The organism is Lacrimispora sp. (assembly GCF_047605665.1).
Classification (GTDB): Bacteria; Bacillota; Clostridia; order Lachnospirales; family Lachnospiraceae; genus Lacrimispora.
In genome coordinates, this window is record NZ_JASGFH010000004.1 from 94,842 (window position 1) to 118,262 (window position 23,421).

Annotated in this window: 20 protein-coding genes; 4 read left to right on the plus strand and 16 right to left on the minus strand. The window is 47.5% G+C overall.

Annotation, left to right across the window (positions count from 1 at the left end):
- Positions 1-5 precede the first annotated feature (5 nt).
- From QM657_RS04290 to QM657_RS04350, 13 genes are all read right to left on the minus strand, one after another.
- Positions 6-914, minus strand: a complete 909-nt coding sequence (locus tag QM657_RS04290; RefSeq protein ID WP_415065314.1) for an ABC transporter permease — start codon at positions 912-914, stop codon at positions 6-8.
- A complete protein-coding gene (locus tag QM657_RS04295; protein ID WP_415065315.1) occupies positions 892-1,854 on the minus strand; it encodes an ABC transporter ATP-binding protein in 963 nt (320 codons plus the stop codon). Before QM657_RS04295 ends, QM657_RS04290 begins: the two co-directional genes overlap by 23 nt.
- Complete coding sequence (locus tag QM657_RS04300; protein ID WP_415065316.1) at positions 1,854-4,337, minus strand: hypothetical protein; 2,484 nt, start codon at positions 4,335-4,337, stop codon at positions 1,854-1,856. The genes QM657_RS04295 and QM657_RS04300 overlap by 1 nt, the downstream gene beginning before the upstream one ends.
- 6 nt (positions 4,338-4,343) lie before the next feature.
- Positions 4,344-5,480 (minus strand): sensor histidine kinase, encoded by a 1,137-nt coding sequence (locus tag QM657_RS04305; protein ID WP_415065317.1) that lies wholly within the window; start codon positions 5,478-5,480, stop codon positions 4,344-4,346.
- A complete protein-coding gene (locus QM657_RS04310) occupies positions 5,470-6,177 on the minus strand; it encodes a response regulator transcription factor (protein ID WP_415065318.1) in 708 nt (235 codons plus the stop codon). The genes QM657_RS04305 and QM657_RS04310 overlap by 11 nt, the downstream gene beginning before the upstream one ends.
- Before the next feature lie 239 nt (positions 6,178-6,416).
- Positions 6,417-8,564 (minus strand): RNA degradosome polyphosphate kinase, encoded by a 2,148-nt coding sequence (locus QM657_RS04315; protein WP_415065319.1) that lies wholly within the window; start codon positions 8,562-8,564, stop codon positions 6,417-6,419.
- Positions 8,564-10,132: an exopolyphosphatase gene (locus QM657_RS04320; RefSeq protein WP_415065320.1), complete on the minus strand. Its 1,569-nt coding sequence runs from the start codon at positions 10,130-10,132 to the stop codon at positions 8,564-8,566. Before QM657_RS04320 ends, QM657_RS04315 begins: the two co-directional genes overlap by 1 nt.
- An 88-nt stretch (positions 10,133-10,220) precedes the next feature.
- Positions 10,221-11,519, minus strand: a complete 1,299-nt coding sequence (locus tag QM657_RS04325; protein ID WP_415065321.1) for an ATP-binding protein — start codon at positions 11,517-11,519, stop codon at positions 10,221-10,223.
- Positions 11,520-11,582: 63 nt separating this feature from the next.
- Positions 11,583-12,719 carry a prephenate dehydratase gene (gene pheA / locus QM657_RS04330; protein ID WP_415065322.1) on the minus strand — a complete coding sequence of 379 codons (1,137 nt, stop codon included), beginning with the start codon at positions 12,717-12,719 and terminating at the stop codon, positions 11,583-11,585.
- Positions 12,716-13,519 (minus strand): lysophospholipid acyltransferase family protein, encoded by an 804-nt coding sequence (locus QM657_RS04335; protein WP_415065323.1) that lies wholly within the window; start codon positions 13,517-13,519, stop codon positions 12,716-12,718. The genes pheA and QM657_RS04335 overlap by 4 nt, the downstream gene beginning before the upstream one ends.
- Positions 13,520-13,573: 54 nt before the next feature.
- Positions 13,574-14,041, minus strand: a complete 468-nt coding sequence (locus QM657_RS04340; RefSeq protein ID WP_415065324.1) for a putative ABC transporter permease — start codon at positions 14,039-14,041, stop codon at positions 13,574-13,576.
- Positions 14,042-14,085: 44 nt separating this feature from the next.
- Positions 14,086-15,600, minus strand: coding sequence for a cardiolipin synthase (gene cls, locus QM657_RS04345; RefSeq protein WP_415065325.1), 1,515 nt, complete (start codon positions 15,598-15,600; stop codon positions 14,086-14,088).
- 81 nt (positions 15,601-15,681) lie between these two features.
- Complete coding sequence (locus tag QM657_RS04350) at positions 15,682-15,861, minus strand: DUF4250 domain-containing protein (protein ID WP_415065326.1); 180 nt, start codon at positions 15,859-15,861, stop codon at positions 15,682-15,684.
- A 225-nt stretch (positions 15,862-16,086) separates the two neighbouring features.
- Between QM657_RS04350 and QM657_RS04355 the strand changes: the two genes are divergently transcribed.
- From QM657_RS04355 to QM657_RS04365, 3 genes are all read left to right on the plus strand, one after another.
- Positions 16,087-17,091, plus strand: coding sequence for an asparaginase (locus tag QM657_RS04355; RefSeq protein ID WP_415065327.1), 1,005 nt, complete (start codon positions 16,087-16,089; stop codon positions 17,089-17,091).
- A gap of 241 nt (positions 17,092-17,332) precedes the next feature.
- A complete protein-coding gene (tdh, locus tag QM657_RS04360) occupies positions 17,333-18,364 on the plus strand; it encodes an L-threonine 3-dehydrogenase (protein WP_415065436.1) in 1,032 nt (343 codons plus the stop codon).
- A gap of 80 nt (positions 18,365-18,444) precedes the next feature.
- On the plus strand, positions 18,445-19,626 hold the full coding sequence (locus tag QM657_RS04365) for a glycine C-acetyltransferase (protein ID WP_415065437.1): 1,182 nt from the start codon (positions 18,445-18,447) through the stop codon (positions 19,624-19,626).
- 89 nt (positions 19,627-19,715) lie between these two features.
- Here the strand turns inward: QM657_RS04365 and QM657_RS04370 are convergent, their stop codons facing one another.
- The 3 genes from QM657_RS04370 to QM657_RS04380 all read right to left on the minus strand — a co-directional run bounded on the left by QM657_RS04370 (position 19,716) and on the right by QM657_RS04380 (position 22,378).
- Complete coding sequence (locus QM657_RS04370; protein WP_415065328.1) at positions 19,716-20,504, minus strand: class I SAM-dependent methyltransferase; 789 nt, start codon at positions 20,502-20,504, stop codon at positions 19,716-19,718.
- Positions 20,505-20,573: 69 nt separating this feature from the next.
- Positions 20,574-20,873, minus strand: coding sequence for a hypothetical protein (locus QM657_RS04375; RefSeq protein WP_415065329.1), 300 nt, complete (start codon positions 20,871-20,873; stop codon positions 20,574-20,576).
- A 155-nt stretch (positions 20,874-21,028) separates the two neighbouring features.
- A complete protein-coding gene (locus QM657_RS04380; protein ID WP_415065330.1) occupies positions 21,029-22,378 on the minus strand; it encodes a DUF1266 domain-containing protein in 1,350 nt (449 codons plus the stop codon).
- Between the two features lie 250 nt (positions 22,379-22,628).
- On the opposite strand from QM657_RS04380, the gene QM657_RS04385 reads away from it, so the two are divergent.
- A complete protein-coding gene (locus QM657_RS04385) occupies positions 22,629-23,378 on the plus strand; it encodes a LytR/AlgR family response regulator transcription factor (RefSeq protein ID WP_415065331.1) in 750 nt (249 codons plus the stop codon).
- The last annotated feature ends 43 nt before the right edge of the window (positions 23,379-23,421 follow it).

The window sequence follows — 23,421 nt, forward strand, 5'->3', positions numbered from 1 at the left end:
CCTTGTTATTTTATTTTCCGTATTCCTTTTCCTGGGCTGATGGCCCTTATTGCTGCAAAAAGGAAGATGGCGGCCAGCAGAAGCTGGATGAAGATGCTGAGCACCACCCAGTTGTCCAGCACAAAGCTTTCCGGATGGGGCCCGAATACGTTGTTTAAGCTTTTGAGCACCTGGTTATCCCCTGTCTGCCTGTTTATCATCACATAAAAGGTGGCCACAGGATTGATGAGAAGCAGGTATAAAAAGCCGCCTGTATTAGCCTGATCAGCCATTCCGCTGGCAGATAAGGCGTAGGTATTGGTCATGTTCATTCTGGCTATGGACAGTGCAAACACATTGACCGCATAGGTGCCTGCCGCAATGATGATCAGCACTCCATAGCTCACCACCGTGGCAATGGTGGACCGCTTAAACAGGGAAGAAAAACAGATTCCCATGCTGCCGCACAAAAGAGCCACGGCCAGATAGCATAAAAGCAGAAGGAAGACGTCATAAACCATCACGCCTCCGTATACAAAGGATACGGCCAGCAGAGGAAAGCTGGAGAGGATGAGTAAAAACATGGTGGCAAAGGAAGAGGTCAGCTTTCCCCAGATGATTTCCCAGGGCTTCATAACCGTTGTGAGGAGAAGGTCTAACGTCTGGCGCTCCCGTTCCCCGCTGATGCTTGCAGAGGTCAGGGCAGGCATGATGAACATCAGCATGACGAATTCCACCACTGCCACAAATACATATAAATTGGTAAAAGAAGAGTACTGGATTTCAGCAGTTAGCTTCACCCGCTCTAAAACCGAGTACATATTCAGCATGACCACCAGAGCCAGAACTCCGTTAAAAAGCATGAGAATCAGGGCCAGGCGGAAGCTTCTGGCGCTGACCGTTGTTTCCCGTTTATAAACCGGATTCATTTTCATGAACAAGCACCGCCTTTTCTTTATCGTGATCCGTAATCTGCATGAACAGGGATTCCAGATTTCCCGGCTCCCTGTAAAACCGGTGCACAGGCACTTCTGCATCCACCAGACCCTGCAGGAGAAGGGCTTCCTCCTGTTCATCGCCGATGAAGTTCACCCGGATATCTCCTTCCTTCACCGCAATGGTCTGGACACAGGGCCTGCTCTTTAAAATGGTCAGAGCCCGCTCCTTATTTCCCAAAACGGAAATGATCAGGGGGTTGGAAGCGTTGACCCGGCGCAGGATGTCGTCCATGCTTCCGCTTAAGACCATCTTTCCCTGGTCAATGATTCCGATGTCCGTACACATCTCAGACAGCTCCGACAGAACGTGGGAACTGATAAAAATGGTTTTCCCCTGCTCCCGCAGCTCCTTTAAAATCTCCTTGAATTCAAACCTGGTTCTGGGGTCTAAGCCGGAAGCCGGTTCATCTAAAACCAGAAGGAGTGGGTCGTGAATGAGGGCTCTCGCCAGACAGAGGCGCTGCTTCATTCCTCTGGAAAGACTGTCCACATAAAAATTCACCTTATCTTCCAGCCCCACCTGCTCCAAAAGGGTCATGTACCGGGTTCTGGCCTTTAAGCCGCTGATCCCGTAGCAGGAGGCAAAAAACTCCATGTATTCATAGACCTTTAAATTGTCATAAACTCCGAAAAAGTCCGGCACATAGCCGATTTTAAGCTTTAATTCATGGGAACCGTCAGACACATCCGTCCCGTCAATGACCACCTTTCCTCCGTCTGCAACTAAAAGTCCGGTCATGATCTTGATGGTAGTCGTCTTCCCCGCCCCATTGGGCCCTACAAAACCGTAGAGGGCCCCCTGGGGAATATGGATATCCAGGCCGTTTAAGGCGTGGAATTTGCCAAAGCTCTTTCTTAAATCCTTAATTTCCAGCATTATTTATCCCTTCCTGTGACACTCAGCATGGGCAGAGTTACATACCAGTTGTTTTCCGACGTGCTGTCACAGACGTATTTGACTGTCAGCGTGTTGCCGGGAGACAAGTATGGCGTCAGCTCACTTCCATGGTAAACCTTCTTATCCGGGCTCATCACATCGTAGTTTCCGGTGTCGTGGTTATAGAAATGAATGCTTCCTTTAAAAATATTGGTAAAATACAGGCCTTCGCTGTTTAAGAATTCCTCAGAAGGCTCTTCAAAGAACAGCTCTTCCACCTCTAAATCATTTCCAAGGGAATACTCTAAGGACACCGGATCAATTCCGTAAATGGAGTTGGAATCCGCATAATACTGCCCGTTCACCGCCGTCGGAGGCTTCATGAGAGCAGAGCGGGAAACCTTTCCACCCTTTGTGGTCTTCACGTCAATGGTGGAGGTGAACATGGACATGCCGTAGGTTTCATACTCTCCTCCGGCGAGAAAACGGTTTTCCGTCTTATCCCTGCCAAACGCCACGACCCTGGCCTCCTGATTATAAAAGGAGGAAAAACGGTCCAGATAAAAGCTCAGTATATTGGTTCTGGAAAGGGCCAGCATATAGGCCGGGTCTTCAATATCCGCCTTGGGATACTGATAGCTTCCCGTCACCCTGGCAGATACCAAAAACGGGCTGTTAACCGGGTAATTGACAACGGGAATCCCCTCCAGTTTCATGGTCTCTCCCGGCTCCAGTTCATCGATGGCAACCAGCTTTCCGTACATGAGGATTCCCACCCTCTCCACCGGAAACGGGTATTCATTTGTTACGGTTCCGTACACTTTTCCCTCAAATAAGGTAATATCCCCGTCCAGCCCCTTCTTATCTTTGTTGGGGGTCCGTTTTCTCAAGGAATAATACTTTGGATCAAAGGCAGAGGCATTCTGAACCGAGATTTTGGTCTCATCCTCTCCGTAGAAGACCCTGACCTTGTAATCCTCATTTCCCGTAAACTTAGGCACCGGAGTCCCTTCGTAGGTGTTGCTTCTGGTAATGGGCAAAAGGTCATAGGAGGGGTCTAAGGAAATGGTGTAAGCCTTATTATAAGGCGTTCTTATATTGATGGAGGTATACTCATCCACATAGTCTTCTGTCGTATCCAGAATGGTGGCATAGTTAAAAAAGGTATCCTTAAACCTGGTTTTCGCTCCCATCAAATACACCACCGCGGTAAAGGTCAGGGACACTCCCACCACTGCCATCCGGTAAAAGGTTCTCTGCTCCCGCCTCTTTAAAAAGAGGTAAAGACCGGGCCCTGCGACAGCTAAATAGCCCAGGATCACCACCGCATAGATGGGCAGGTCGGGCAGCTTTTCCGTATCCCCTGTATTGAGGATGTTCTGGACCGACCAGTACTGGCTGGAATTGCCGCTGTAGAGGTAAGATGAAAGGTTATTCAACCGGTTCTCTCCTAAAAATGCGGTGAAAAGTTTATCCACATAAGAACGCTGAACCCGGCAGAACTCTGCGATATCGATGAAGTCATAAGCAGCCACTCCCACACTTCCCTTTCCTTTTACCACAGAGGTGAGGACGGGAAACTCGTCATTGGACAGCACTTCCGTGCCTCCGCTTAAGGTCACATTGGTGCATATGAGATTCATAAAGGAATCGCCGGGGCCGTTGACCGCATACTCCACTCCCATGTCCACCGCTTTTTGTGCAGGCGGGGCGTAAGGCTCCTCAAGAAGAGAGGAACGGAAGGCAAAAAGGGTATCGTCAGCCCTGGCTCCGGTTCCGATCAGCAGGGTTCCTCCCCCCTTCACCCATTCCCAGACAGAGGAAACCTGATCCCCTGACAGCCTTCTGGTGTCGTAGTCCGTAATGACCAGCACATCCAGAAGGTCCAGCCCGATGGCGTTATCCGGCATCTTCTCTGTGTCCATCTCAAAGGTCTTGATCCGGACGGAGCTGTAATTGACTCCAACGCCTTCCATATAATCGAGCTCCTGGGGATTGTCAGAAAGAATGCCCACAAACAGCTCTGCCGTATCCAGGCTCACATTCATCTTTAAGCGCTTGCGAAGCAGCTCCCTGTTCTGGGAGTCCAAAAGCTTCACATAAAGAACATCAGCCCGGCCTACGGGAATGTCCAAGGACTCTTCTAAGGAGCCGGAAGGGGCCAGGGAAAGGGGATAATCGTATTCATAAATATCGTAATCCGATTCCATCGCCGTAATCCGCAGCGTTCCTGAAAAAGGTTCCTCTGACTGGCTGTTTAAGGTCACGCTCACCGGCACATAGCGGCCGCTTTTGGCATTTTCCTCATAGCCGTAGGAAACCTCCATGGAGACCGGAGAGCTGCCCTCTCCCTGGTACTGTTCTGTATAGAAACTCCCTGTCTCTGTTTCATTAGGCCCTGCCATCCCGTAAGCAGGCAGTACTGCGCTGCTTGTGAGAGCCAGGACTGCGGCCCAGACCAGGGATATCTGTCTGAATCTCATCCTCTGTCACCCTATCTTTCCAAAGTTCTCTTTGTTCACATCAAAATTAACCTGCAGTTTTACCGTAAAAACAGTTCCGGATAAGTCACTGGTCACATCAATGGTTCCGCCGTGCATATCCACAATGTTTTTGGCAATGGCAAGGCCAAGCCCTGTTCCGCCCGTGTTGGTGGAACGGGACTGCTCTACCCGGTAAAATTTATTAAATATCAGAGGAAGCTCCTCTTCCGGAATCACGTAGCCGTAATTGACGACCTGGAAAGTCACCAGCTCTTCGCCTCCGTGAATCCGCACCAGAATCCGCTTTCCGTCCGCCCCGTACTTGATGGCATTGTTGATCAGGTTGTCAAACAGGCGGGCCAGCAAATTCCCGTCGGCTGTGATGACCTGGACCGGAACATTGCTCTGGAGCTCATACGATAAGTTCTTATCCACAAAGCTGGGGTAAAATTCCTCTAAGAGCTGGCTTAAAAGCTTTACCACATCCACCCTGGACACGTTCATGGAAATCTTTCCGTAGTTCAACTTGGTGAATCCGAATAAGTCTTCAATCAGCTTTTCCAGACGCTTCGTCTTCACATAGGCAATGCCGGTATATTTTTTCCGCATCTCACTGTCTAAGTGGCTGTCTCCGGACAAGAGCTCCAGATAGCCGATGATAGAGGTGAGGGGAGTTCTTAAATCGTGGGCAATGTTGGTGATCAGCTCATTTTTCGTCCGCTCTGCCTCCCGCTCCTTATCCATCAGCTCTCTTAAGTCTCCCACCATCTTGTTTAAGCTGGCAGCCATGACCGAGAACTCATCATCTCCCTCAATGTCCACAGTGACATTTAAATCCCCTTCGGAAATGCTCTGCATGGCATTGGAAATCCTTGCTATGTACTTCATGGACTTTTCCTGAAGGATGAGAAAGGTGACCGTGAACATGCCGATGCCCAGGAGAACGTAAATCAGGATGACCACCACATCAAAGGAGGTGAGCATCTCTAAAAATACATTGTCTCTCTGGGTATTTCTCATGTAGGAAGCGATCAGGGAAACATTGGTGACCAGAAATATTTCAATTAAAACCGTAACAACTGCGCTGTAAAAAATATTGGCAATGACACGGGTATGGAAACGGCGGTTCATATCACTTCTCAATTTTGTAACCTACCCCCCAGACAGTGGTGATGATTTTGTTCTGTCTGGTATCTTCCTTCATCTTGCCCCTTAAACGCCTGATATGTACCATGACGGTGTTGTTGGCCTCGTATACTTTTTCATTCCAGACCTTTTCGAAAATTTCGTCTGTGCTGAAAACTCTGCCTGGGTTGGAGGCTAAGAGGTAGAGAATGTCAAACTCAATGGGAGTCAGTTTGATCTCTTCGTTGTAAACCGTCACTTTGTGATTGTCTTTGTTGATGGTGAGTCCCCTGATGGAGATTTCATTTTTTGCCATCTCATTGGAGGCGCTGTTGGGGTTTAGCTGGGTGTAACGGCGAAGCTGGGATTTCACCCTTGCCGTCAGTTCCAGGGGGTTAAAGGGCTTTGTGACGTAGTCGTCGGCACCGGTGCCCAGGCCTAAAATTTTGTCTAAGTCAGTGGACTTGGCGCTGAGCATGATGATGGGGATGTTGTTGGTTTCGCGTATCTTTTTGCACATTTGCAGTCCGTCCATGCCGGGCATCATGATGTCTAAAAGAACTAAGTGAATGGAATTTTTTTCCAGGATATCCAGGCCCTCCTGGGCGTTGTTGGCTTTATGTACTTTATATCCGTCGCTGACTAAGTAGATTTCTACCAGGTCTGCTATTTCTTTTTCATCATCCACGACCAGTATGTTTATTGTTTCGGACATGAAAAATACCTCCCTTGTCGTATTGTGTGTGAGGTTCCGGCGGTGCATTCATAATTTGGCTGCGCCAAATTATGAATGACGGGCGTTCCGCCCTATAGAAATATTTACCCATTTGGTGCTTAGTGAGCGAGCTCACACGCTCCAACCGGGCAAATATTTCTGCACCGCCTAGACTCTTATCCATTTTACCACAAGAAAAGTATCTTTGCCTTACTATTTTCTTACAAAAAAGCTATATTTTAGGAGGATGTTTCAGCCTCTACAGGGTAGAATACCCGGTTGCTTAAAGGGTCCAAGCGGCCCAGTTCTTTCTTCACCATGGAAACGGCTTCCCGGCAGAAGTATTCCTGGCTGTTGACCAGGGCTTTTCCTCTTTTATCCGGCTTTTCATACGTTCCGTCAGGCTGCAGGATGTGGGCTTTTACGTTGTCTTCCAACTGAATCTCCAGAATTTCCCTGACCCGTTCCTTCAGCTCCTCATCCTCTACCGGAAACATGATTTCCACACGTTTATCCAGGTTTCTTGGCATCCAGTCGGCGCTTCCCATGTAGAGCTCCGGGGCTCCGTCATTTTTAAAGTAAAAGATGCGGGCGTGTTCCAGGAAGTTTCCAATGATGGAATGAACCTCGATGTTTTCGCTAAGGCCCGGTATGCCGGCTTTTAAGCTGCATATGCCGCGGACCAAAAGCTGAATCTTCACCCCTGCGCAGGAGGCTTCATAAAGGGCTGCTATGATCTCCTTGTCACATAAGGAGTTCATCTTTGCCATGATGCCCGCAGGCTTTCCGGCCAGGGCATTTTTCGCCTCCCTGCGGATCATCTTTAGGAATCTGGCCCGCAGCCAGATAGGAGCCACCACCAGCTTGTTCCAGTGAAGGGGCTCGGAATAGCCGGACAGCATGTTAAACACAGCGGTGGCATCCTCTCCGATGAGAGGATTGCAGGTCATAATCCCCAAGTCTGTATAAAGCTTTGCCGTGGAATCGTTGTAATTTCCTGTTCCCAGGTGGACGTAGCGGCGGATGCCGTCTTCTTCCCTGCGCACCACCAGGGTGATCTTGCTGTGGGTTTTTAGGCCCAGCAGGCCATAGATGACGTGACAGCCCGCTTTTTCCAATTGTTTTGCCCAGTTGATGTTATTTTCCTCGTCAAACCGCGCTTTTAATTCCACCAGAACTGAAACCTGCTTTCCGTTGTCGGCTGCCTCTGCCAGAGCCGCAACGATGGGGGAATTTCCGCTGACCCGGTAAAGGGTCTGCTTGATGGCGAGGACCTCAGGGTCACTGGCTGCCGACCGGACAAAATTCACCACCGGATCAAAGGTTTCGTAAGGGTGATGGAGCAGGATGTCCCCGTTTTGGATGTTGGAAAAGATGTCCTCGTCATTCATTAAGGCGCAGACCGGCTGGGGAATGTGAGGCGCTTCCTTTAGGTGGTCAAAGCCCTGCACTGCGTACATCTTCATGAGGAACGTCAAATCGAGGGGGCCCGGAATCTCAAAGATATCGCCGGAACCGATGCGCATCTCCTTCTTTAATATCTTTAAGAGCTGCTTATCCATCTTTTCCTCTATTTCCAGACGGATGGCCTCTCCCCACTGGCGTTTTTTAAGCTGCTTCTGGATTTCCTCCAAAAGGTCCACTGCTTCCTCTTCGTCAATGGTCAAGTCCGCATTTCTCATGATGCGGAACGGATGGGCGGTGATCACGTTGTAATTTAAAAACAGGCTTCCGATGTTCCGTTCTATGATCTGCTCCAGCAGGATGACGGCCCGTTCCCCGTCAGCTCCCTGAGGCAGTTCCACGATTCTGGAAAGGACGCTTGGCACCTGGACCATGGCAAATTCCAGTTCCTCTTCCCCGCTCTTTTTCTGGAGGAGGGCCGCAATGTTTAAAGACTTGTTGCGGATGAGGGGAAAGGGCCTGGAGGAATCCACGGCCATGGGGGTTAAAACCGGATATACATTCTGTTCGAAATACCGGTCCGCATAGGCTGCTTCCTCTTCATTTAAGTCCTCATGGTAAGAGACCACCTTTAAGCCGTTCTGCTTAAGAGCGGGAATCAGGGACCGGTTATAGGTGGAATACTGGAGAGCCGCCAGCTCATGAGTGCGCTCACCGATCCGTTCAAGCTGCTCAGAAGGCTTTAAGCCTGCGATGTCGGGCCTGGTGTATTTTGCATGGACTAAGTCCTTTAAGGAGGCCACACGGACCATGTAGAATTCATCTAAGTTGGAGGCGGTGATGCTTAAAAATTTCAGGCGTTCAAAAAGGGGAATGGCCTTATCCCTGGCTTCCCCAAGGACCCGGTAATTAAATTCCAGCCAGCTCAGCTCCCGGTTTACGTAATTTTCAGGATTGTAAAAGCGCTCATTGATTTCTGCCATCAGGATAACCTCCTTTTCTGCCTCAGAACCGGTCTGATTCCAAATATTTCTTCAAAGAAATCCGATTTCTGTTCAAACGTCACGATCTCCAGGGTCATATCCCCTTCATAAGACGCGGTCACCACAAGCTGCCCGTCCTTGACATTGATCCGGCAGTCTGACAGCTTTCCCTTGTGGCTTCTGTCCAGGGCATCGGCCAGGCGCAGGATAGCGGTCAGCTTTGCCGTCAGAATGGTGATGCCCTCGCGGGATATGGTGCTCCTGGTGCCGTGGAGGAGGCCTTTGTTTAAATTGAGCCTGGTGTAGTCAAATTCCGACTCATTGTACCGGACCACATTGGCAACCAGCTCCCGTTCCATGTGGGATAAGCCGATGATCTCCGTTGACATGATGATGTGATAGGCCGATTCGCTTGGCTCCTTCATGCTGACAAACTTGCCGCAGCCGTGAAGAAGGGCAGCGATATGGAGCAGAAGCCTTTCCCGCTTTCCCATGCCGTGATATTTTTTCATGGTATCGAAAATTTCAAGGACATACTTTTCCATCATGGCCGTATGGCCTCCATGGCATTTGTACCGCTTTGCCATGTTCCGGGAGGCCGCCAGTATGTCCTGGGAAAAGTCATGGCCGAACTTCACGGCCTTGATTTCCTCCGCATATTCGGCTGCCATGCTGTCACAGAGACGGACTTCCGGAATCCAGAACATCTCCGCTCCTGTCAGCTCCAGTATCCGCTTAAAGATGATGGCAGTGGGAAGCAGAAGGGAGGCGTATTCGGCATTGAGGTCAAACCGGTCTTCTAACTGGTCTAAGGGCAGGGTTTCTATGGTGCCGTAGAATTTTATGAATTCTTCCGCAGTGATCTTCTCCGCAGGCATTCCCCCATGGGTGGCCTGGGAAAGATAGAGAAGGCTTTCTCCGATTCCGATGAGGTTCTTAATTTCCCTGTCCTTTAAATACAGCTTCCGGAAGGTATGGAGCTCATTGTCCACCATCTCTTCAATCAGGGTCTTTTGCATCCGAAGATCGGCCTGGACGGTCCCTAAAAGCTCCTTGACCCTCAGCACCCCAAGCATGAGATTCTGGGTGGAGACCAGGGCATCTTTATCAAACAGGGACATCTGCATGCTTCCAAAGCCTGCATCCACAATGGCCGTCCCTTTTTCTATGATTCTGTTAAACTCTCCTGCCTTTGATGCAATGGCTTTGTAGCTGATAAAGCGCAGTTCCGAGTTGCTCATGATCTGGACTTCAATTCCTGTCCTGACCCGGATCTGGTCCAGTATGATCTGGTTATTCTTCGCCTCTCTTAAAGCGCTGGTGGCATAGGCACGGCACTCTTCCACTCCGTATGTCTTCATGATATCAGAAAATTCTTTGATGACACTGCACAGCTCGTCCACCAGACGGTAGCTGATCTTTCCGTTATTATAGGTATCTCTTCCAAGGGCAATGACATGACGCAAATGGTCTATTTTTTTTATTCCGAATTTGGCAGAAACCTCATAAATTCCAAGCTCCACCTCCAAAGATCCCACATCAATGGCTGCAAATAATTTTATGGCCATAACCGTCCTCCTTTGTACCCAGCGGGGGCAGACTTTTTTATTATTTTACCACATTCTTCCAGCCTTTGTGTCAATTCCCTGTAAAATTTTACCCGTTTTTTTCGGCTTCTTTTCCCAGGAGATGGGTGATGAACTGGCTGGCCGTTCTGCCTGATAATCCCCCGTGGTGCAGCTCCCATATATTGGCCCTGGCATACAGCTCCTCTAAAGGAATTTCCAGCTTATAGCGCTCTGCAAGGCCCTTTACAATTTCCCTGAATTCCGCCCTGTCAGGAGAGCCGTAATAGATGGTCACACCGAAACGGGCCACAAGAGAGAGCTTTTCCTGGACTGTGTCATTATTATGTAAATCATCATCCAGTTCTCTCTTGTCGCTGAATTTCTCCCGTATGAGGTGGCGCCGGTTGGAGGTGGCATAGATCAGCACATTGCCCGGCTTGATGCCCAGTCCCCCTTCGATGATGGCCTTTAAATACTTGTATTCCAGCTCCGAATCCTCAAAGGATAAGTCATCCATGTAAATGATAAATTTATATTTCCGGTCCTTGATCTGCTCCTGAATCTTTGATAAGGACTTAAACTGGTGCTTATAGACCTCAATGATCCGTAAGCCTCTGTCATAGTACTCGTTGAGAACGGCCTTGATGCTGGAGGACTTTCCTGTTCCGCTGTCTCCAAACAGCAGGACATTATTGGCCGGCTGTCCATTTAAAAAGGCTTCCGTATTTTCAATCAGCTTCTGCTTTTGGAGGCGGTATCCGATGATATCGTCCAGATGGGTGTCTTCGATGTTGGGAATGGGCAGGATGCGGGGTTCATGTCCCTCTTCTTCGATGCGAAAGGCTTTGTTTAAGCCGAATTTTCCCACGCCCAGCCTGCGGTAAAACTCTGTCACCTCTGCTGCAAATTCTTTTTCGTCTGCGGCTTTTTCCAGTGAAGAGGCCAGAGCCAGAATCTGATCCCTGACGTGCTTGTTATAGACCTTGCTGCCGCCGTTTGCAGCCTGATAGCAGGATAAGGCAGACCAGATTCCCGGTCCCCGGTCCAAGTCATCCAGAGCGCAGATATCATAGTCAAACAGCTCCTTCATGATCTTAAAATCATGGGCAGCCAGTTCATTGAGCGTGCCGTGGGAAGCCCCTGTGATCTCACAGGAGGTGCTGTAGGCGTTCTCATCACCTGCCAGGCACAGAGCCAGAAAGCAGTGCCATAGGTTGCCCTCAAAGCCGTAATAGGAAGCCAGCTCAATCAGCTCTCCGGCGCAGGCCCGCAGGACGTGGGCCGCTTCTGCTGCATCTGCCTGCTCCAGGCTCAAGAGGCATGCCACCTTGTCAAACAATTCCTTGTGCTTCATATTTCTGTATAAAATCAGTTCCTGAGACTTCATCTTATCTCTCCCTTGTATAAATTGGGGCCCGGCTTTAACCTTAAGCCGGACCCTGAAGCATTCTTAATAATTTCCCAGCACCCTCATGTTAAGGCCCTCTTCCGATATGCCCTTTAAAGCATTCTGAACGGCGCAGTCGCTTAGGTTTCCTTCAATATCCACGAAGAAACGGTATTCCCAGTTCCTTCCCGGTATGGGCCTGGATTCGATCATCCTCATATTGACCCCATTGTAAATGAAATTGCTCAGCATATTATATAACGTACCGCTTTTATGAGGCAGCTCAAAGCTTATGCTGACCTTCTGCGCGTCTTCCCTGTATACCGGTTTCCTGGACAGGATGATGAACCGGGTGGTGTTGTTCTTATTGTGGTTAATAGAGGATTTTAAGACGTTTAAGCCGTAAAGCTTTCCTGCGATCTCGCTGGCAACGGCTGCCTGGGATAAATCCCCTTCCTCCACCACCTTTTTGGCCGCCACAGCGGTATTTTCCAGACTGATCTGCTTCCACTGCCTGTTGGAATTTAAATACTCAGAGCACTGCATAAGAGCCTGGGGATGGGAAAATACGGTCCTGATATCCTGGGTGGAAGCTCCGGGAAGGCCCAGCAGAGCGTGATTCACTGTGAGAAAAGTCTCTGCCACTATATAATTCTGGTATTTGATCAAAAGGTCGTAATTGTCGATGACCGCTCCTGCCGAGGAGTTTTCAATGGGAAGAACCCCGTAATCGGCTTCTCCCTCTGCCACAGCCTTCATGACATCCTCCCAGGACTGAACGTGGTATATTTCTCCGTCCGTTCCAAAGTACTGGAGGGTAGCTTCATGGGTATAGGCCCCTTCCACTCCCTGATATACCACCCGCACCTGCTCCATGGGCAGGCTTTTCACCGGCTGGAAATCATTTTTCACGGTGAGGCCGTGTTCTGCCAAAAGCCTGTACTGCTGGCGGCGGCTGATGGTCATCATCTGGGTGAACAGCTCTCTGACCGCCTGCTTGCGGAATTCATCCTCCACCATTCCGGTCACGTCTTCAATCTTTTGCTGTTCCCTTTCCCCGTCATAAACCTGCTTGCCTGTGGTGATCTTAAATTCAGCCACATCGCCTACTACCTTCATGCGCTCTTCAAACAGGGACACGATCTCCCTGTCAATCCGGTCAAGCTTTTCTCTTATTTCCTGCAAATCCAATGTTTTCATAGGTCTTTGTATTCCTTTGTCTTATCTGTTTGTATATGAGCTTCTTTGAGAGGAAGCTTTCCCTGGGAAACCAGTTCCTCCCTCAAAAGGGCCTTGATCTGCTCTTCCACATAGGCCCCCGGAAACTTCTTATGTTCCGGCGCCAGTTCCTTAATGAGAAATGGCCTGCCGAATTCAATGGTCACGTGAGAAGGTCTGATAAAGGGCAGGTGCTTTTCAAAAACCTCGGCTGTTCCTGTAATCGCCACAGGCACCACCGGGCAGCCCCCTTTTTCCGCAATCTTTAAGCTGCCTTCCTTAAAGGGAAGGAGGTCCAGGAGGTTTTCCTGTTCATTGCGGGTCCCTTCCGGGAAAATCCAGACGGATATCCCTTTTTTCACCTGGTCAATGCCTTCCAGTATGGTCTTTAAGCCTTCTTTTATATTATGCCTGTCCAGAAACAGGCAGTTTACATAACTCATCCAATTGGAAAGGAGGGGAATCTGTTCCATTTCCTTTTTTGCCACAAAGCCCGTAAGGCCGGGAACCGTCACATATCCCACCAGAATATCAAAATAGCTTCTGTGGTTTCCCACATATAAAACGGCACTGTCCGACGGAATGTTCTCCCGCCCTTTTACCGTGAGTTTCACCCCTGAAAGCCAGAGACAGAGCCGGAACAATGCCTGAACCACTTTCAAACTCTGCACATCCCGCAGCCTCCGGTTGCGCCTTCCTATCAGCCATTCCACCAGGAGAAGAGGAATGCTGAGCACTAAAAAGCCAATTACTGTTGTTGCTACAAGAATAAAACGTATCATTTGTCTAGTCCTCCATCCTATCTATTATATAGAATGAAATCTGTAATTACAATACTACCCGCCTTTCTTTTTTGTAATTTGTTCAAACAACAGTCCTGTGGCAAACCACAAAGGTGCAAAGTCCAGACGGATCAGTCCGTCGATGTTCGTATTACGCCCTGAGTAATCCCAGGGGCACATTCCCTGTCCTCTTAAAAGGGTTCCCGCAAGGTATTCCGCCACAAAGATCAGGACCATGTAAAGGAACCCGTGGCGGATAGCCGTGTCCGCCCGTTTTACCGCCAGTCCGGGGCCGGGATTGACCCACTGGTCGATGAGATTTCCGATGGGGCCTAAGAGAGCGCCGCAGCCGTAAATAGGGAACATGAGAAGGGAAGTATGGCCCATCAGCCGCCAGTCCTGGCGCAGAATGGAGTCGGTGGAGGTGAAAATAACCTCCAGACACCAGCCTGTGATTCCGCATTTGCAGAAATCGAGGGGAAGTTGTTTTAAGTTTTGTGTTAATGTCTTCATAACCTTCATTATGCGCCGGTTATGGGGATATTATGTTATGCTGTAAAAGAATTCTACAGGAGCGGAGACAGCAGTCTGCTTCCCTGTTCCTTAAGCCGGATCAAAAGGCTGCGCTCTCCGTATTTCTCAGGAGTGATCTCCTTGCATGACTTTAAGTCCTCCAAAAACAGCTCCTCCAGCTTCCTGGTGGTCTCCTCGTCATAGATCACAGCATTCACCTCAAAATTCAGTTCAAAGCTTCGGATATCCATGTTGGCAGTGCCGTAGGAGCTGACCTTTCCGTCGGTCATAACGCCTTTAGAATGAAGGAATCCGTTTTCATAGGTATAGCATCTGGCTCCTGCGAACAGCAAATCTCCCACATAGGAGTAGGTCGCCCAGTAGACAAAGGGGTGGTCCGGCTTGCATGGAATCATAAGCCTCACATCCACACCGGACCGGGCCGCGATCTTTAAGGTGGACAGCACCGCATCGTCAGGTACGAAATAAGGGGTCTGGATGTAGATGTGGTCCCTCGCCTTGGAAAAAAGCCTGATGTAGTTGTCTCTGATCTGGCGGCTCCTGGCATCAGGGCCGCTGGCAATGATCTGGATACCAAGCCGTTTCTCCGCCTCCCAGCTTTCGTCGATTCCATAGCATTCCAGACAGCTTCCATCCTCTTCTTCGCAGAAATACTTCATATTCTTAAACAGGTTTTCCCCTGTGGCATAATTCCAGTCCAGGGCAAAGCGGATCTGCAGGCTCAGCACCGAGCCTCCCTGTATCTTTAAATGGGTATCCCGCCAGTAGCCGAATTTAGGGTCCTTGGAAATGTACTCTTTGCCGATATTAAAGCCGCCCACATATCCGATCTGATTGTCAATGACCACGATCTTTCTGTGGTTGCGGTAATTGACCCGAAGCTGGAGCCTGCCTAAGATGGGTGGGAAGAAGATTCCCACCTTTACGCCGTTTGATTTCAGCCTTCTCCATTTTTCCTTCGCCATAAAGCGTCCGCCCATACCGTCACAGAGGATTCGCACCTCAACCCCGGCGTTGGCCCGTTCAATTAAAATAGGGATGATGGAGTCAAACACCTCGTCATCCTTGATGATATAATACTGCATATGAATGAAATGGACTGCCTTGGAAAGCTCTGTCCGCAAATCCCGGAATTTTTCTTCTCCATCGGTAAATATCTCAATGCTGTTATCAACGGTCAGCACAGAGCCTGACGTCTCTAAATTATAGACCACCAGGTCCTCGTAATCGCGGGATAAGGTGGACATGAGCCTGATGTCATTCTTTTTTAAAAATTCCTCCTGGCTCTTTATGGAGTAACGCATCCGGTCTTCCACTTCCTTGACCCGGAACAGCCTATCCTTTCTCATATCCTGGCCAAAGAGCAGATAAACCAAAATTCCGAACACGGGAACGAAATAAAGGGCCAGAAGCCAGGTCCAGACCGTCTTAGGGTCCCGCCTCTGGAAAAACACGATGATAACCGAAAGAACCAGATTAATGTAAATCAAATGATCCATGGACCAGTTCCACATATCTGCCGCCTGTCTCCAAATTGTCTCTATCATAAACTCCTCCTGTTTAAGCGATAGTTCTCCGGGTCCTATTTCAAAAAGGCCACCGCTTCAGCGACGACCCTCTAAGTTTTTTCATATAAACTGATTTCTCTCTCTGTTATAGTAATAATCAATGGCTTCCAGGGCATGGGACAATTCCCCGGCCTCAATTCCAAGGCTTAAGCAGCATTCTTCCAGAGAGGGGTAATAGTCTCTTAACTGAGTGTTGATATAGCTCAGCAATATCGCAGGGTCTTTTGGTATATTGAACATTTTTTGATTCTCCTATTCCGGTATAAAAGCTATTCTATCACAAAATTTCCCCATTGTGAATCTTTTAAAGCCAGAATTTAACTTCTTAAATCCCCCTTTTTTAACAGCTTTTCCTTTTCCTTTTTATCAATATATTTTTATCAATAATTACAGGATTCCCCTATACGGATAAAAGAATCAGTGCTACAATCATATATTAATGTCCCTCAGGAGGTAATATCACAGATGAAAAAAATATTGATGCTGGGAACAGGAGGCACCATCGCCTGTAAAAGAAGCGACCAGGGCTTAAAGCCCCTTCTCACCTCGGATGAAATCCTTTCTTACGTCCCGGAAACAGCCAGCTTCTGCCAGGCGGACAGCCTGCAGATACTGAATATAGACAGCACCAACATGCAGCCTGATCACTGGCTTGCCATGGCAGAGGCCATTGAAACCCATTATAACGATTACGACGGCTTTGTCATCTGCCACGGCACCGATACCATGGCTTATACGGCTTCTGCACTTTCCTATCTGATTCAGAATTCACGAAAGCCCATCGTGATCACCGGAGCCCAAAGGCCCATTGACATGGAAAATACCGATGCCCGCACCAATTTATCAGACAGCCTCCGGTTTGCAAGCCAGGAAAAGGCCCATGGGGTCACCATCGTTTTTGACGGCAAGGTCATTGCAGGCACACGGGGCAAAAAGGAGAGGAGCAAAAGCTACAACGCTTTTTCCAGCATCAACTTTCCTTATATTGCCACGGTTCAGGATGGGCAGGTGCTGTTTTACTTAGACGATAAAGCAGCCTGCTCCAGACAGGTGCAGTTTTTCAGGACCTTAAATCCCCGTGTGGCTTTGATGAAGCTGATTCCTTCCATGGGATCAGATGTTCTGGATTATCTGGCGGAACATTACGATGCGGTGATCATAGAATCCTTTGGGGTGGGCGGACTGCCTTCCTATGATACCGGGGACTTTTACAAGTCCGTTGAAGCATGGATTTCTCACGGAAAAACAGTGGTCATGGCCACTCAGGTGACCAATGAGGGCAGCAATATGTCCGTCTATGAGGTGGGTCACTCCATCAAAAAAGAGCTGGGACTTTTGGAAGCCTATGACATGACCCTGGAGGCCACAGTGACGAAACTGATGTGGATTCTGGGACAGACCCAGGATAGAGAAGAAATACGGGAGCTGTTTTACCGCACCATTAACAGGGATATTCTCTGGCAGGTATGAGAAAAGGGTGTGGCAGGGCTAAAAATCCTCTTGTACAATTATTATGCTTTTTGCCTTTTTACAGTAAATTTTCTGGTATAAATCACAAGAAAAGGGATTGTAATCTGAGGTCATTCATGATATTATGTCTTTGCAAGAGAGACGTTAAAAGGGGGAATGTCTTTTACAGGAAGACATTTTACGTCTCACAAAGACATGTAAAATAATGAGAAAGGTGGAGGTTACAATGAAAGAAAATATGATGTATGCGATTGTAAAGGAACAGGCGGGGAAGGGTCTGGCGCTCAGAGAAGTCCCCATTCCCGTGACAGGAGAAAATGATGTGAAGATCAAGATTCACTACACATCAATCTGCGGTACGGATCTGCATATCTATAACTGGGATAAGTGGTCCCAGGAAACCATAAAACCGCCCATGACCATCGGACACGAATTCGTCGGTGAAATCGTGGAAGCCGGCAGCCTGGTGAAGGAATTTAACATCGGCGATATCGTATCAGGAGAGGGCCATATCGTATGCGGCCATTGCCGCAACTGCAAAGCAGGAAAACGTCATCTCTGTAAAAATACTGTGGGCGTAGGAGTGAACCGGGATGGGGCATACGCACAGTATCTGGTGATTCCCCAGACCAATGTCATTATCTGTGAGCCGGGAATTTCTGAGGAATTATGCTCTTCCTTTGATCCTCTGGGCAATGCGGTGCATACAGCTTTATCCTATAATCTGGTTGGGGAAGATGTGCTGATCACAGGAGCCGGCCCTATCGGCATTATGGCTGCGGCGATCTGCCGTCATGTGGGAGCCAAACATGTGGTGATTACAGACGTCAATGATTACCGGCTGAATCTGGCCAGGGAAATATGCAATGTCCACACGGTCAATGTAGCCAGGGAGAGCTTAGATGACAAGATGCGGGAGCTTCATATCGAAGAAGGCTTTGATATCGGGCTTGAGATGTCCGGCAACGGTCAGGCATTTACTTCCATGATTGACCACATGTACAACGGCGGCAAGATCGCGGTGCTGGGACTTCAGGGAAGCGATACCGTGGTGCCTTGGAATAAGATCGTGCTCAACTGTCTGCAGATAAAGGGAATCTACGGAAGGGAAATGTTTGAAACCTGGTACAAGATGATGGCCATGTTAAACAGCGGTCTTGAGATAGAGAAGATTATCACACACAAATTTGATTTCCGGGATTTCCAGAAGGGCTTTGACGTAATGAACAGCGGGCAGTGCGGAAAGGTAGTTCTGGACTGGACGAAGATCTGACAGAGTAATGAAAGAACGTGATGACAGTAAAAATCATCGGAGCGGACATGGAAAATGAACGAGAGGAGAGAAGTGATATTATGAAAAAAGCGTTAAACTATTTTAAAGAAGCGGTGGAGCAGGCCAAAGGAGACGGCACTTACAAGGAAGAGCGCATTATTACAACGCCTCAGAGGAGCAGAATCAACACGACGAAGACAGAAAATGTCATCAATATGTGTGCCAACAACTATCTTGGGCTTTCTGACAACCAGGAGATTATAGCGGCGGCCAAAGCCACTTATGATACATGGGGTTACGGCCTCTCTTCCGTGCGTTTCATCTGCGGAACCCAGGGGATACACAAGGAGCTGGAAGCAAAAATTTCTTCTTTCCTGGGTATGGATGATACGATTTTGTATTCCTCCTGCTTCGATGCAAACGGAGGCCTGTTTGAGACGCTCTTGACAGAGGAAGATGCGGTGATCAGCGACGCCTTAAATCATGCCAGCATCATTGACGGCGTTCGTTTATGCAAGGCAAAGCGCTTCCGTTATTCCAATAATAATATGGAAGAGCTGGAACAGTGCTTAAAGGATTCCCAGGATGCCAGGATACGTCTGATTGCCACGGACGGCGTCTTTTCCATGGACGGTATTGTTGCTGATTTGAAAGCGATCTGCGATCTGGCTGACAAGTATGACGCGCTGGTGATGGTGGATGACAGCCATGCAGTAGGATTTATGGGAAAGCTTGGCAAAGGCACACCGGAACACTGCGGCGTCATGGACCGGGTGGATATCATCACCGGCACGCTGGGCAAGGCGCTTGGCGGAGCCAGCGGCGGATATACCAGCGCCAGGCAGGAAATCGTGGATTTACTCCGCCAAAAGAGCAGACCTTATCTGTTTTCCAATACCGTAGCTCCTGCAATTGCCGGAGGGGCCATAAAGACCTTAGAAATCCTTGAGCGGAGCACCGAGTACAGGGACCGGGTTCATGAAAATACCCGTTATTTCAGGGAGAAGATCAAAGAGGTGGGATTTGATATCATAGAGAGTGATCATCCCATTGTGGCGATTATGCTGTATGATGCAAAGACGGCCGTGGAATTTGCGGCAAGGATGCTGGAACGGGGTGTGTACGTCATCGGCTTCTGCTATCCTGTCGTGCCAAAAGACAGGGCCAGAATCCGCACTCAGATATCCGCCGCCCATACAAAAGAGGATTTGGATTTTGCAGTGGAATGCTTTAAATGTGTGAAGGAAGATATGGGGATTTAATTTCATATTAAAATTAAAAGAGGGCGGCGCAAAAACACTGTCAATAACAAAACTCATTGACAGTGTCTTGCGCCGCCCTTGTCAATCCGTCACTTTTTGGCAGTGAGGATATAAGAGAGAGGAAATCCCTTTTTATCGTATGCGTCAGACAGCCCGATATCGTAATCGTACTCATTCAGCCTGATCACATGCATCTGTGCAGAGCTCACTCCATTGATGAGATCGGACATTGTATGGGAGAAACTGGTGAAGGTCTTTGAGGAATACTGTTCTGACATATAGCTCATGCCTTCATTTTCAATCCAGGGCTCTTTTCTGAAATAGGAATATGCAATTTTATTTAACTGCTTCTCATCAAATTCCGGTTCACCGGGCATGGGCAGCATATTCATGATCGGATGGAAGTCATGTATGAGCAGCACACCGCCGGGCTTTAAACAATCGGATACTTTCTGAAAGAGGGCTTTTATATCTTTAAACCATGTAATTGCTCCGACTGTAAACATGATGAAATCAAAGCAGTTATGGTATTCTTCCGGAATCTCCAATATATTGCACGAAACAAACCGGCAATTAGTGATGCCTGCTTTTTCTGCAGTATCCCTGGCCTGCATAATGATGTTTTCGGCAATGTCAAAACCCACACCGGATTTTGCGCCCAATTGCATCAAGGATAAAATTTCCCGCCCGTTATTGCAGCAGAACTGGGCAATGTCTTTTCCCGCAAGATTCATCTTTTCTAATTCTTTAACCATATCATTGCAAATGAAGGGCAGTATTTCCTTCTGTAACCGGATATAATTTTCCTCACCCCAATTGGGATGTCGGTGATCAAACGCTTCTTCCCAAGCCGCTTTATTGCCGTCAATATAGCTCATATGTACCTCCTGTTGTTCTCTGTAAAATATTATTGTCCTTTGGTTTAAAGCTGCTCCGTAAGTTGGCATCTAGTAACTTCTTTCAATCGAAAAAAAATGGGTTTTGCAACTATTTAAATTAATAAAAGAATAGAACCTTTCAGCAAATTCGTTTGGTTCACTTGATTCTGCAAATCTTTTTGCATCATCCATTGTTTCAAAAATCGTAGAGTCTGCCCATATATCACCGTCAACAAGCAGATCAAACGAAATATAGCCTTTTTGCTTAGAGATATGCTCGGTGCTTAACTTTTCTACCGCAAGTAAAAAATCTGAAACAGACACTCCCTTTTTTAGCTTGTAAGAATTGAAAAAGACTGTTTTAGACATCGTTAAATTTCCTCCCTCAAAATTGACGTTACATTCAACAAATCAGAGTATGAATTCGGCTCTGTCCGGTTGTTTGGCAATGGCAGCATTTAAGTACTTCATGGCAATCCTCCCTATCAGCACGATCAAATAGTGTATTAAATGCAGGATATCTGTCACGCAATCTGTATAATTCTGCATTGGCGGCAAAGGGGATAGTCTTCAATAAAACTGCTTATCCTGTTTTTCATTTTATCGAAGCTCTCTCCGTAGAAATAAAGTGCAGTTTCCGTGCTTCCTTCAAAATAACTGAACATTTCTCCACAGTCTGACAATATTTTTTCCAATTCTTCCATCACATAGTTTACATCACAAGATTCATACACCTCTTTTGGCAAATCGCTTCCGTTTAAATAAAGCGCAAGACCTTCCAGTTGACCTACATTTATTTTATCCCGCTGAAAGCGGTCTTTTTCTGACAAGGTGTCTTCATCAATCATTAAGTAACTTCCCTTGGGAATAGGGATACTGTTAACAAAGCCAATGAAATCCTCTATTAAATCTTCCTTCAGGCTGATTTCGATATCGCAATCTTCCACTTCTCCGTCTTTACCAAGCGCCGTGCCTCCGCCGACAATTTCGCCCATCCGATATTTCTTTAATGTTTTATCTAGGTCATATTCGTATACATCCCCTCTGTCTATCGGCTGAAGCCTTGCGTTCAAATGCAGTGTGATATGCACCATGCCTTCTGTCTTCTTTTGAACTGTCTTTTTTTGAACGGTCCTGCTGCCGGAAAACAAAACATAATCATCAGGATTAACCCCTGGGTGGCATAGCTCCATATCCCATGGAAGGTTAAACGGACTGTTCTCCAAATCCCGGACTTCATCGGTTGCTTTGATCCGATCCTCTAAACTCTGATCGACCTCCTTATACTGCCGGAGCCAATATTCGTAACCGGTCAAATAGCTTTCGTTCATTTCATCCCATGAGCGAAAGTGCTTCTGAAGCTTTTTGGCAATAACAATGGCCATTCCAATGGAGCGTTCAAAAGGTATATACCCACAGGCATACCCTCGTATACAGAGCATGATTGCACGGCAATAATCATATGCAATGATGGTGGGCCGTTTCTTTTCCTGTGACATCTCCCGGATTATCTGCATCTTTTGGATTATATTCTCTTGATACTCACTGTCCTCCTCATGAAGTTCCCTTTGAATCTCTTCATCAAATTTCTCTTTTGGCAGCTCCATAAGCTCCTTGCGCGACATCACTTCATCGAAAAAGCAATGCAGTCCGCCTTCCCCGGATTTATCTTCAATCTGCTCCAAAAGCTCTGCTGTACCTCTTATGCCCCACCATACTTTTAATGAAGTTCTCTCTAATTTCCTGTTAAATAGCTGAAAGGGCATCTTGCGGGCGCCGTAACTGAAAATATCCCCGCCGTTTTCCATGATAATTCCGGCGTATGTACCATTTAACCATAGCATTGTGTCTGTCATTTTAATTTTTTTGCTCATACTGTTCTTTCCCATACTCCTTGCATATTCTGTCAATGATTCAGTTGCAAAGTATAGCATAGATAAACAGCCACTGCATCACGTTTTCAATTTCTCGCATGATAACAGCAAAAACTCGAATGACGGTTCGTTTTTAGGGGTTAGACATTTTTTGAATTTATGTTAAAATAGGCATGAAGCTTAACTGGCTGTTTATGGCATATATGATTTTTCAGCCCAGCGGGAAATGTTTTTAAAGAGGGAATTGATTATGACGATGGCGAAAATTGCGATTTGTGATGATGAGCCCGTATTTGCGCATCAGATCAAAGAGCTGGTCGACAATATACTGACGGAAAGGAATATATCCTATTCAGTCAACAGCTTTCTTTCCGGAGAGGAATTATGTAGTGAGCTTGAAAACGGGGCTTCCTATGATATCGCTTTTCTGGATATAAAAATGGGAGGTATGAGCGGCATTGATACGGCAGATAAAATAAGGCATCATTTTCAGATAAAGCAAACCATTCTGATATTTATATCCTCTTATGACCAGCATGCCAAAGACGTATTTCGCTTCAACACATTCCGGTTTCTGTCAAAACCGATCTGCCCTGAGCTCTTTAAGGAAGGTTTGCTGGGTTCCATGGAATTGCTCCATGGGCAGCAGAAAAAAACGTACACTTTTAAAGATATTTCCACAGGACAGGTGAAGCTGCCCCTGGAAGAAATCTACTACTTTGAAATAGCCAAAGGCCATAAAATCAATGTGATCGCAGTGGATGAAACATACAGTTTCTATGGCAGATTAATCGATGTATGCGAACCTCTGGAACATTCCGGTTTTTTATTAATACACCACTCCTACCTGGTAAATTACGATCACATCCGCTGTATATCTTATAACGAGGTTATAATGGCGAATAAAAAGAAACTGTTAATCAGCGGGCCCAAAAGAAAAGAAGTCAGAAAGAAATATCTGGACCTAAGAAGCGAGGGGAATGAGTCCAAATGGCCATAATCATTATATATCTTGTGTCAAATATGATCAGGACCTATACAAT

Excerpts from the sequence above, each read along its gene's own strand:
- QM657_RS04290 (WP_415065314.1), bottom strand. The coding sequence starts at position 914 with ATGAAAATGAATCCGGTTTATAAACGGGAAACAACGGTCAGCGCCAGA.
- QM657_RS04295 (WP_415065315.1), bottom strand. The coding sequence starts at position 1,854 with ATGCTGGAAATTAAGGATTTAAGAAAGAGCTTTGGCAAATTCCACGCC.
- QM657_RS04300 (WP_415065316.1), bottom strand. The coding sequence starts at position 4,337 with ATGAGATTCAGACAGATATCCCTGGTCTGGGCCGCAGTCCTGGCTCTC.
- QM657_RS04310 (WP_415065318.1), bottom strand. The coding sequence starts at position 6,177 with ATGTCCGAAACAATAAACATACTGGTCGTGGATGATGAAAAAGAAATA.
- QM657_RS04315 (WP_415065319.1), bottom strand. The coding sequence starts at position 8,564 with ATGGCAGAAATCAATGAGCGCTTTTACAATCCTGAAAATTACGTAAAC.
- QM657_RS04320 (WP_415065320.1), bottom strand. The coding sequence starts at position 10,132 with ATGGCCATAAAATTATTTGCAGCCATTGATGTGGGATCTTTGGAGGTG.
- QM657_RS04325 (WP_415065321.1), bottom strand. The coding sequence starts at position 11,519 with ATGAAGTCTCAGGAACTGATTTTATACAGAAATATGAAGCACAAGGAA.
- pheA (WP_415065322.1), bottom strand. The coding sequence starts at position 12,719 with ATGAAAACATTGGATTTGCAGGAAATAAGAGAAAAGCTTGACCGGATT.
- QM657_RS04335 (WP_415065323.1), bottom strand. The coding sequence starts at position 13,519 with ATGATACGTTTTATTCTTGTAGCAACAACAGTAATTGGCTTTTTAGTG.
- QM657_RS04340 (WP_415065324.1), bottom strand. The coding sequence starts at position 14,041 with ATGAAGGTTATGAAGACATTAACACAAAACTTAAAACAACTTCCCCTC.
- cls (WP_415065325.1), bottom strand. The coding sequence starts at position 15,600 with ATGATAGAGACAATTTGGAGACAGGCGGCAGATATGTGGAACTGGTCC.
- QM657_RS04350 (WP_415065326.1), bottom strand. The coding sequence starts at position 15,861 with ATGTTCAATATACCAAAAGACCCTGCGATATTGCTGAGCTATATCAAC.
- QM657_RS04355 (WP_415065327.1), top strand. The coding sequence starts at position 16,087 with ATGAAAAAAATATTGATGCTGGGAACAGGAGGCACCATCGCCTGTAAA.
- tdh (WP_415065436.1), top strand. The coding sequence starts at position 17,333 with ATGTATGCGATTGTAAAGGAACAGGCGGGGAAGGGTCTGGCGCTCAGA.
- QM657_RS04365 (WP_415065437.1), top strand. The coding sequence starts at position 18,445 with ATGAAAAAAGCGTTAAACTATTTTAAAGAAGCGGTGGAGCAGGCCAAA.
- QM657_RS04370 (WP_415065328.1), bottom strand. The coding sequence starts at position 20,504 with ATGAGCTATATTGACGGCAATAAAGCGGCTTGGGAAGAAGCGTTTGAT.
- QM657_RS04375 (WP_415065329.1), bottom strand. The coding sequence starts at position 20,873 with ATGTCTAAAACAGTCTTTTTCAATTCTTACAAGCTAAAAAAGGGAGTG.
- QM657_RS04380 (WP_415065330.1), bottom strand. The coding sequence starts at position 22,378 with ATGAGCAAAAAAATTAAAATGACAGACACAATGCTATGGTTAAATGGT.
- QM657_RS04385 (WP_415065331.1), top strand. The coding sequence starts at position 22,629 with ATGACGATGGCGAAAATTGCGATTTGTGATGATGAGCCCGTATTTGCG.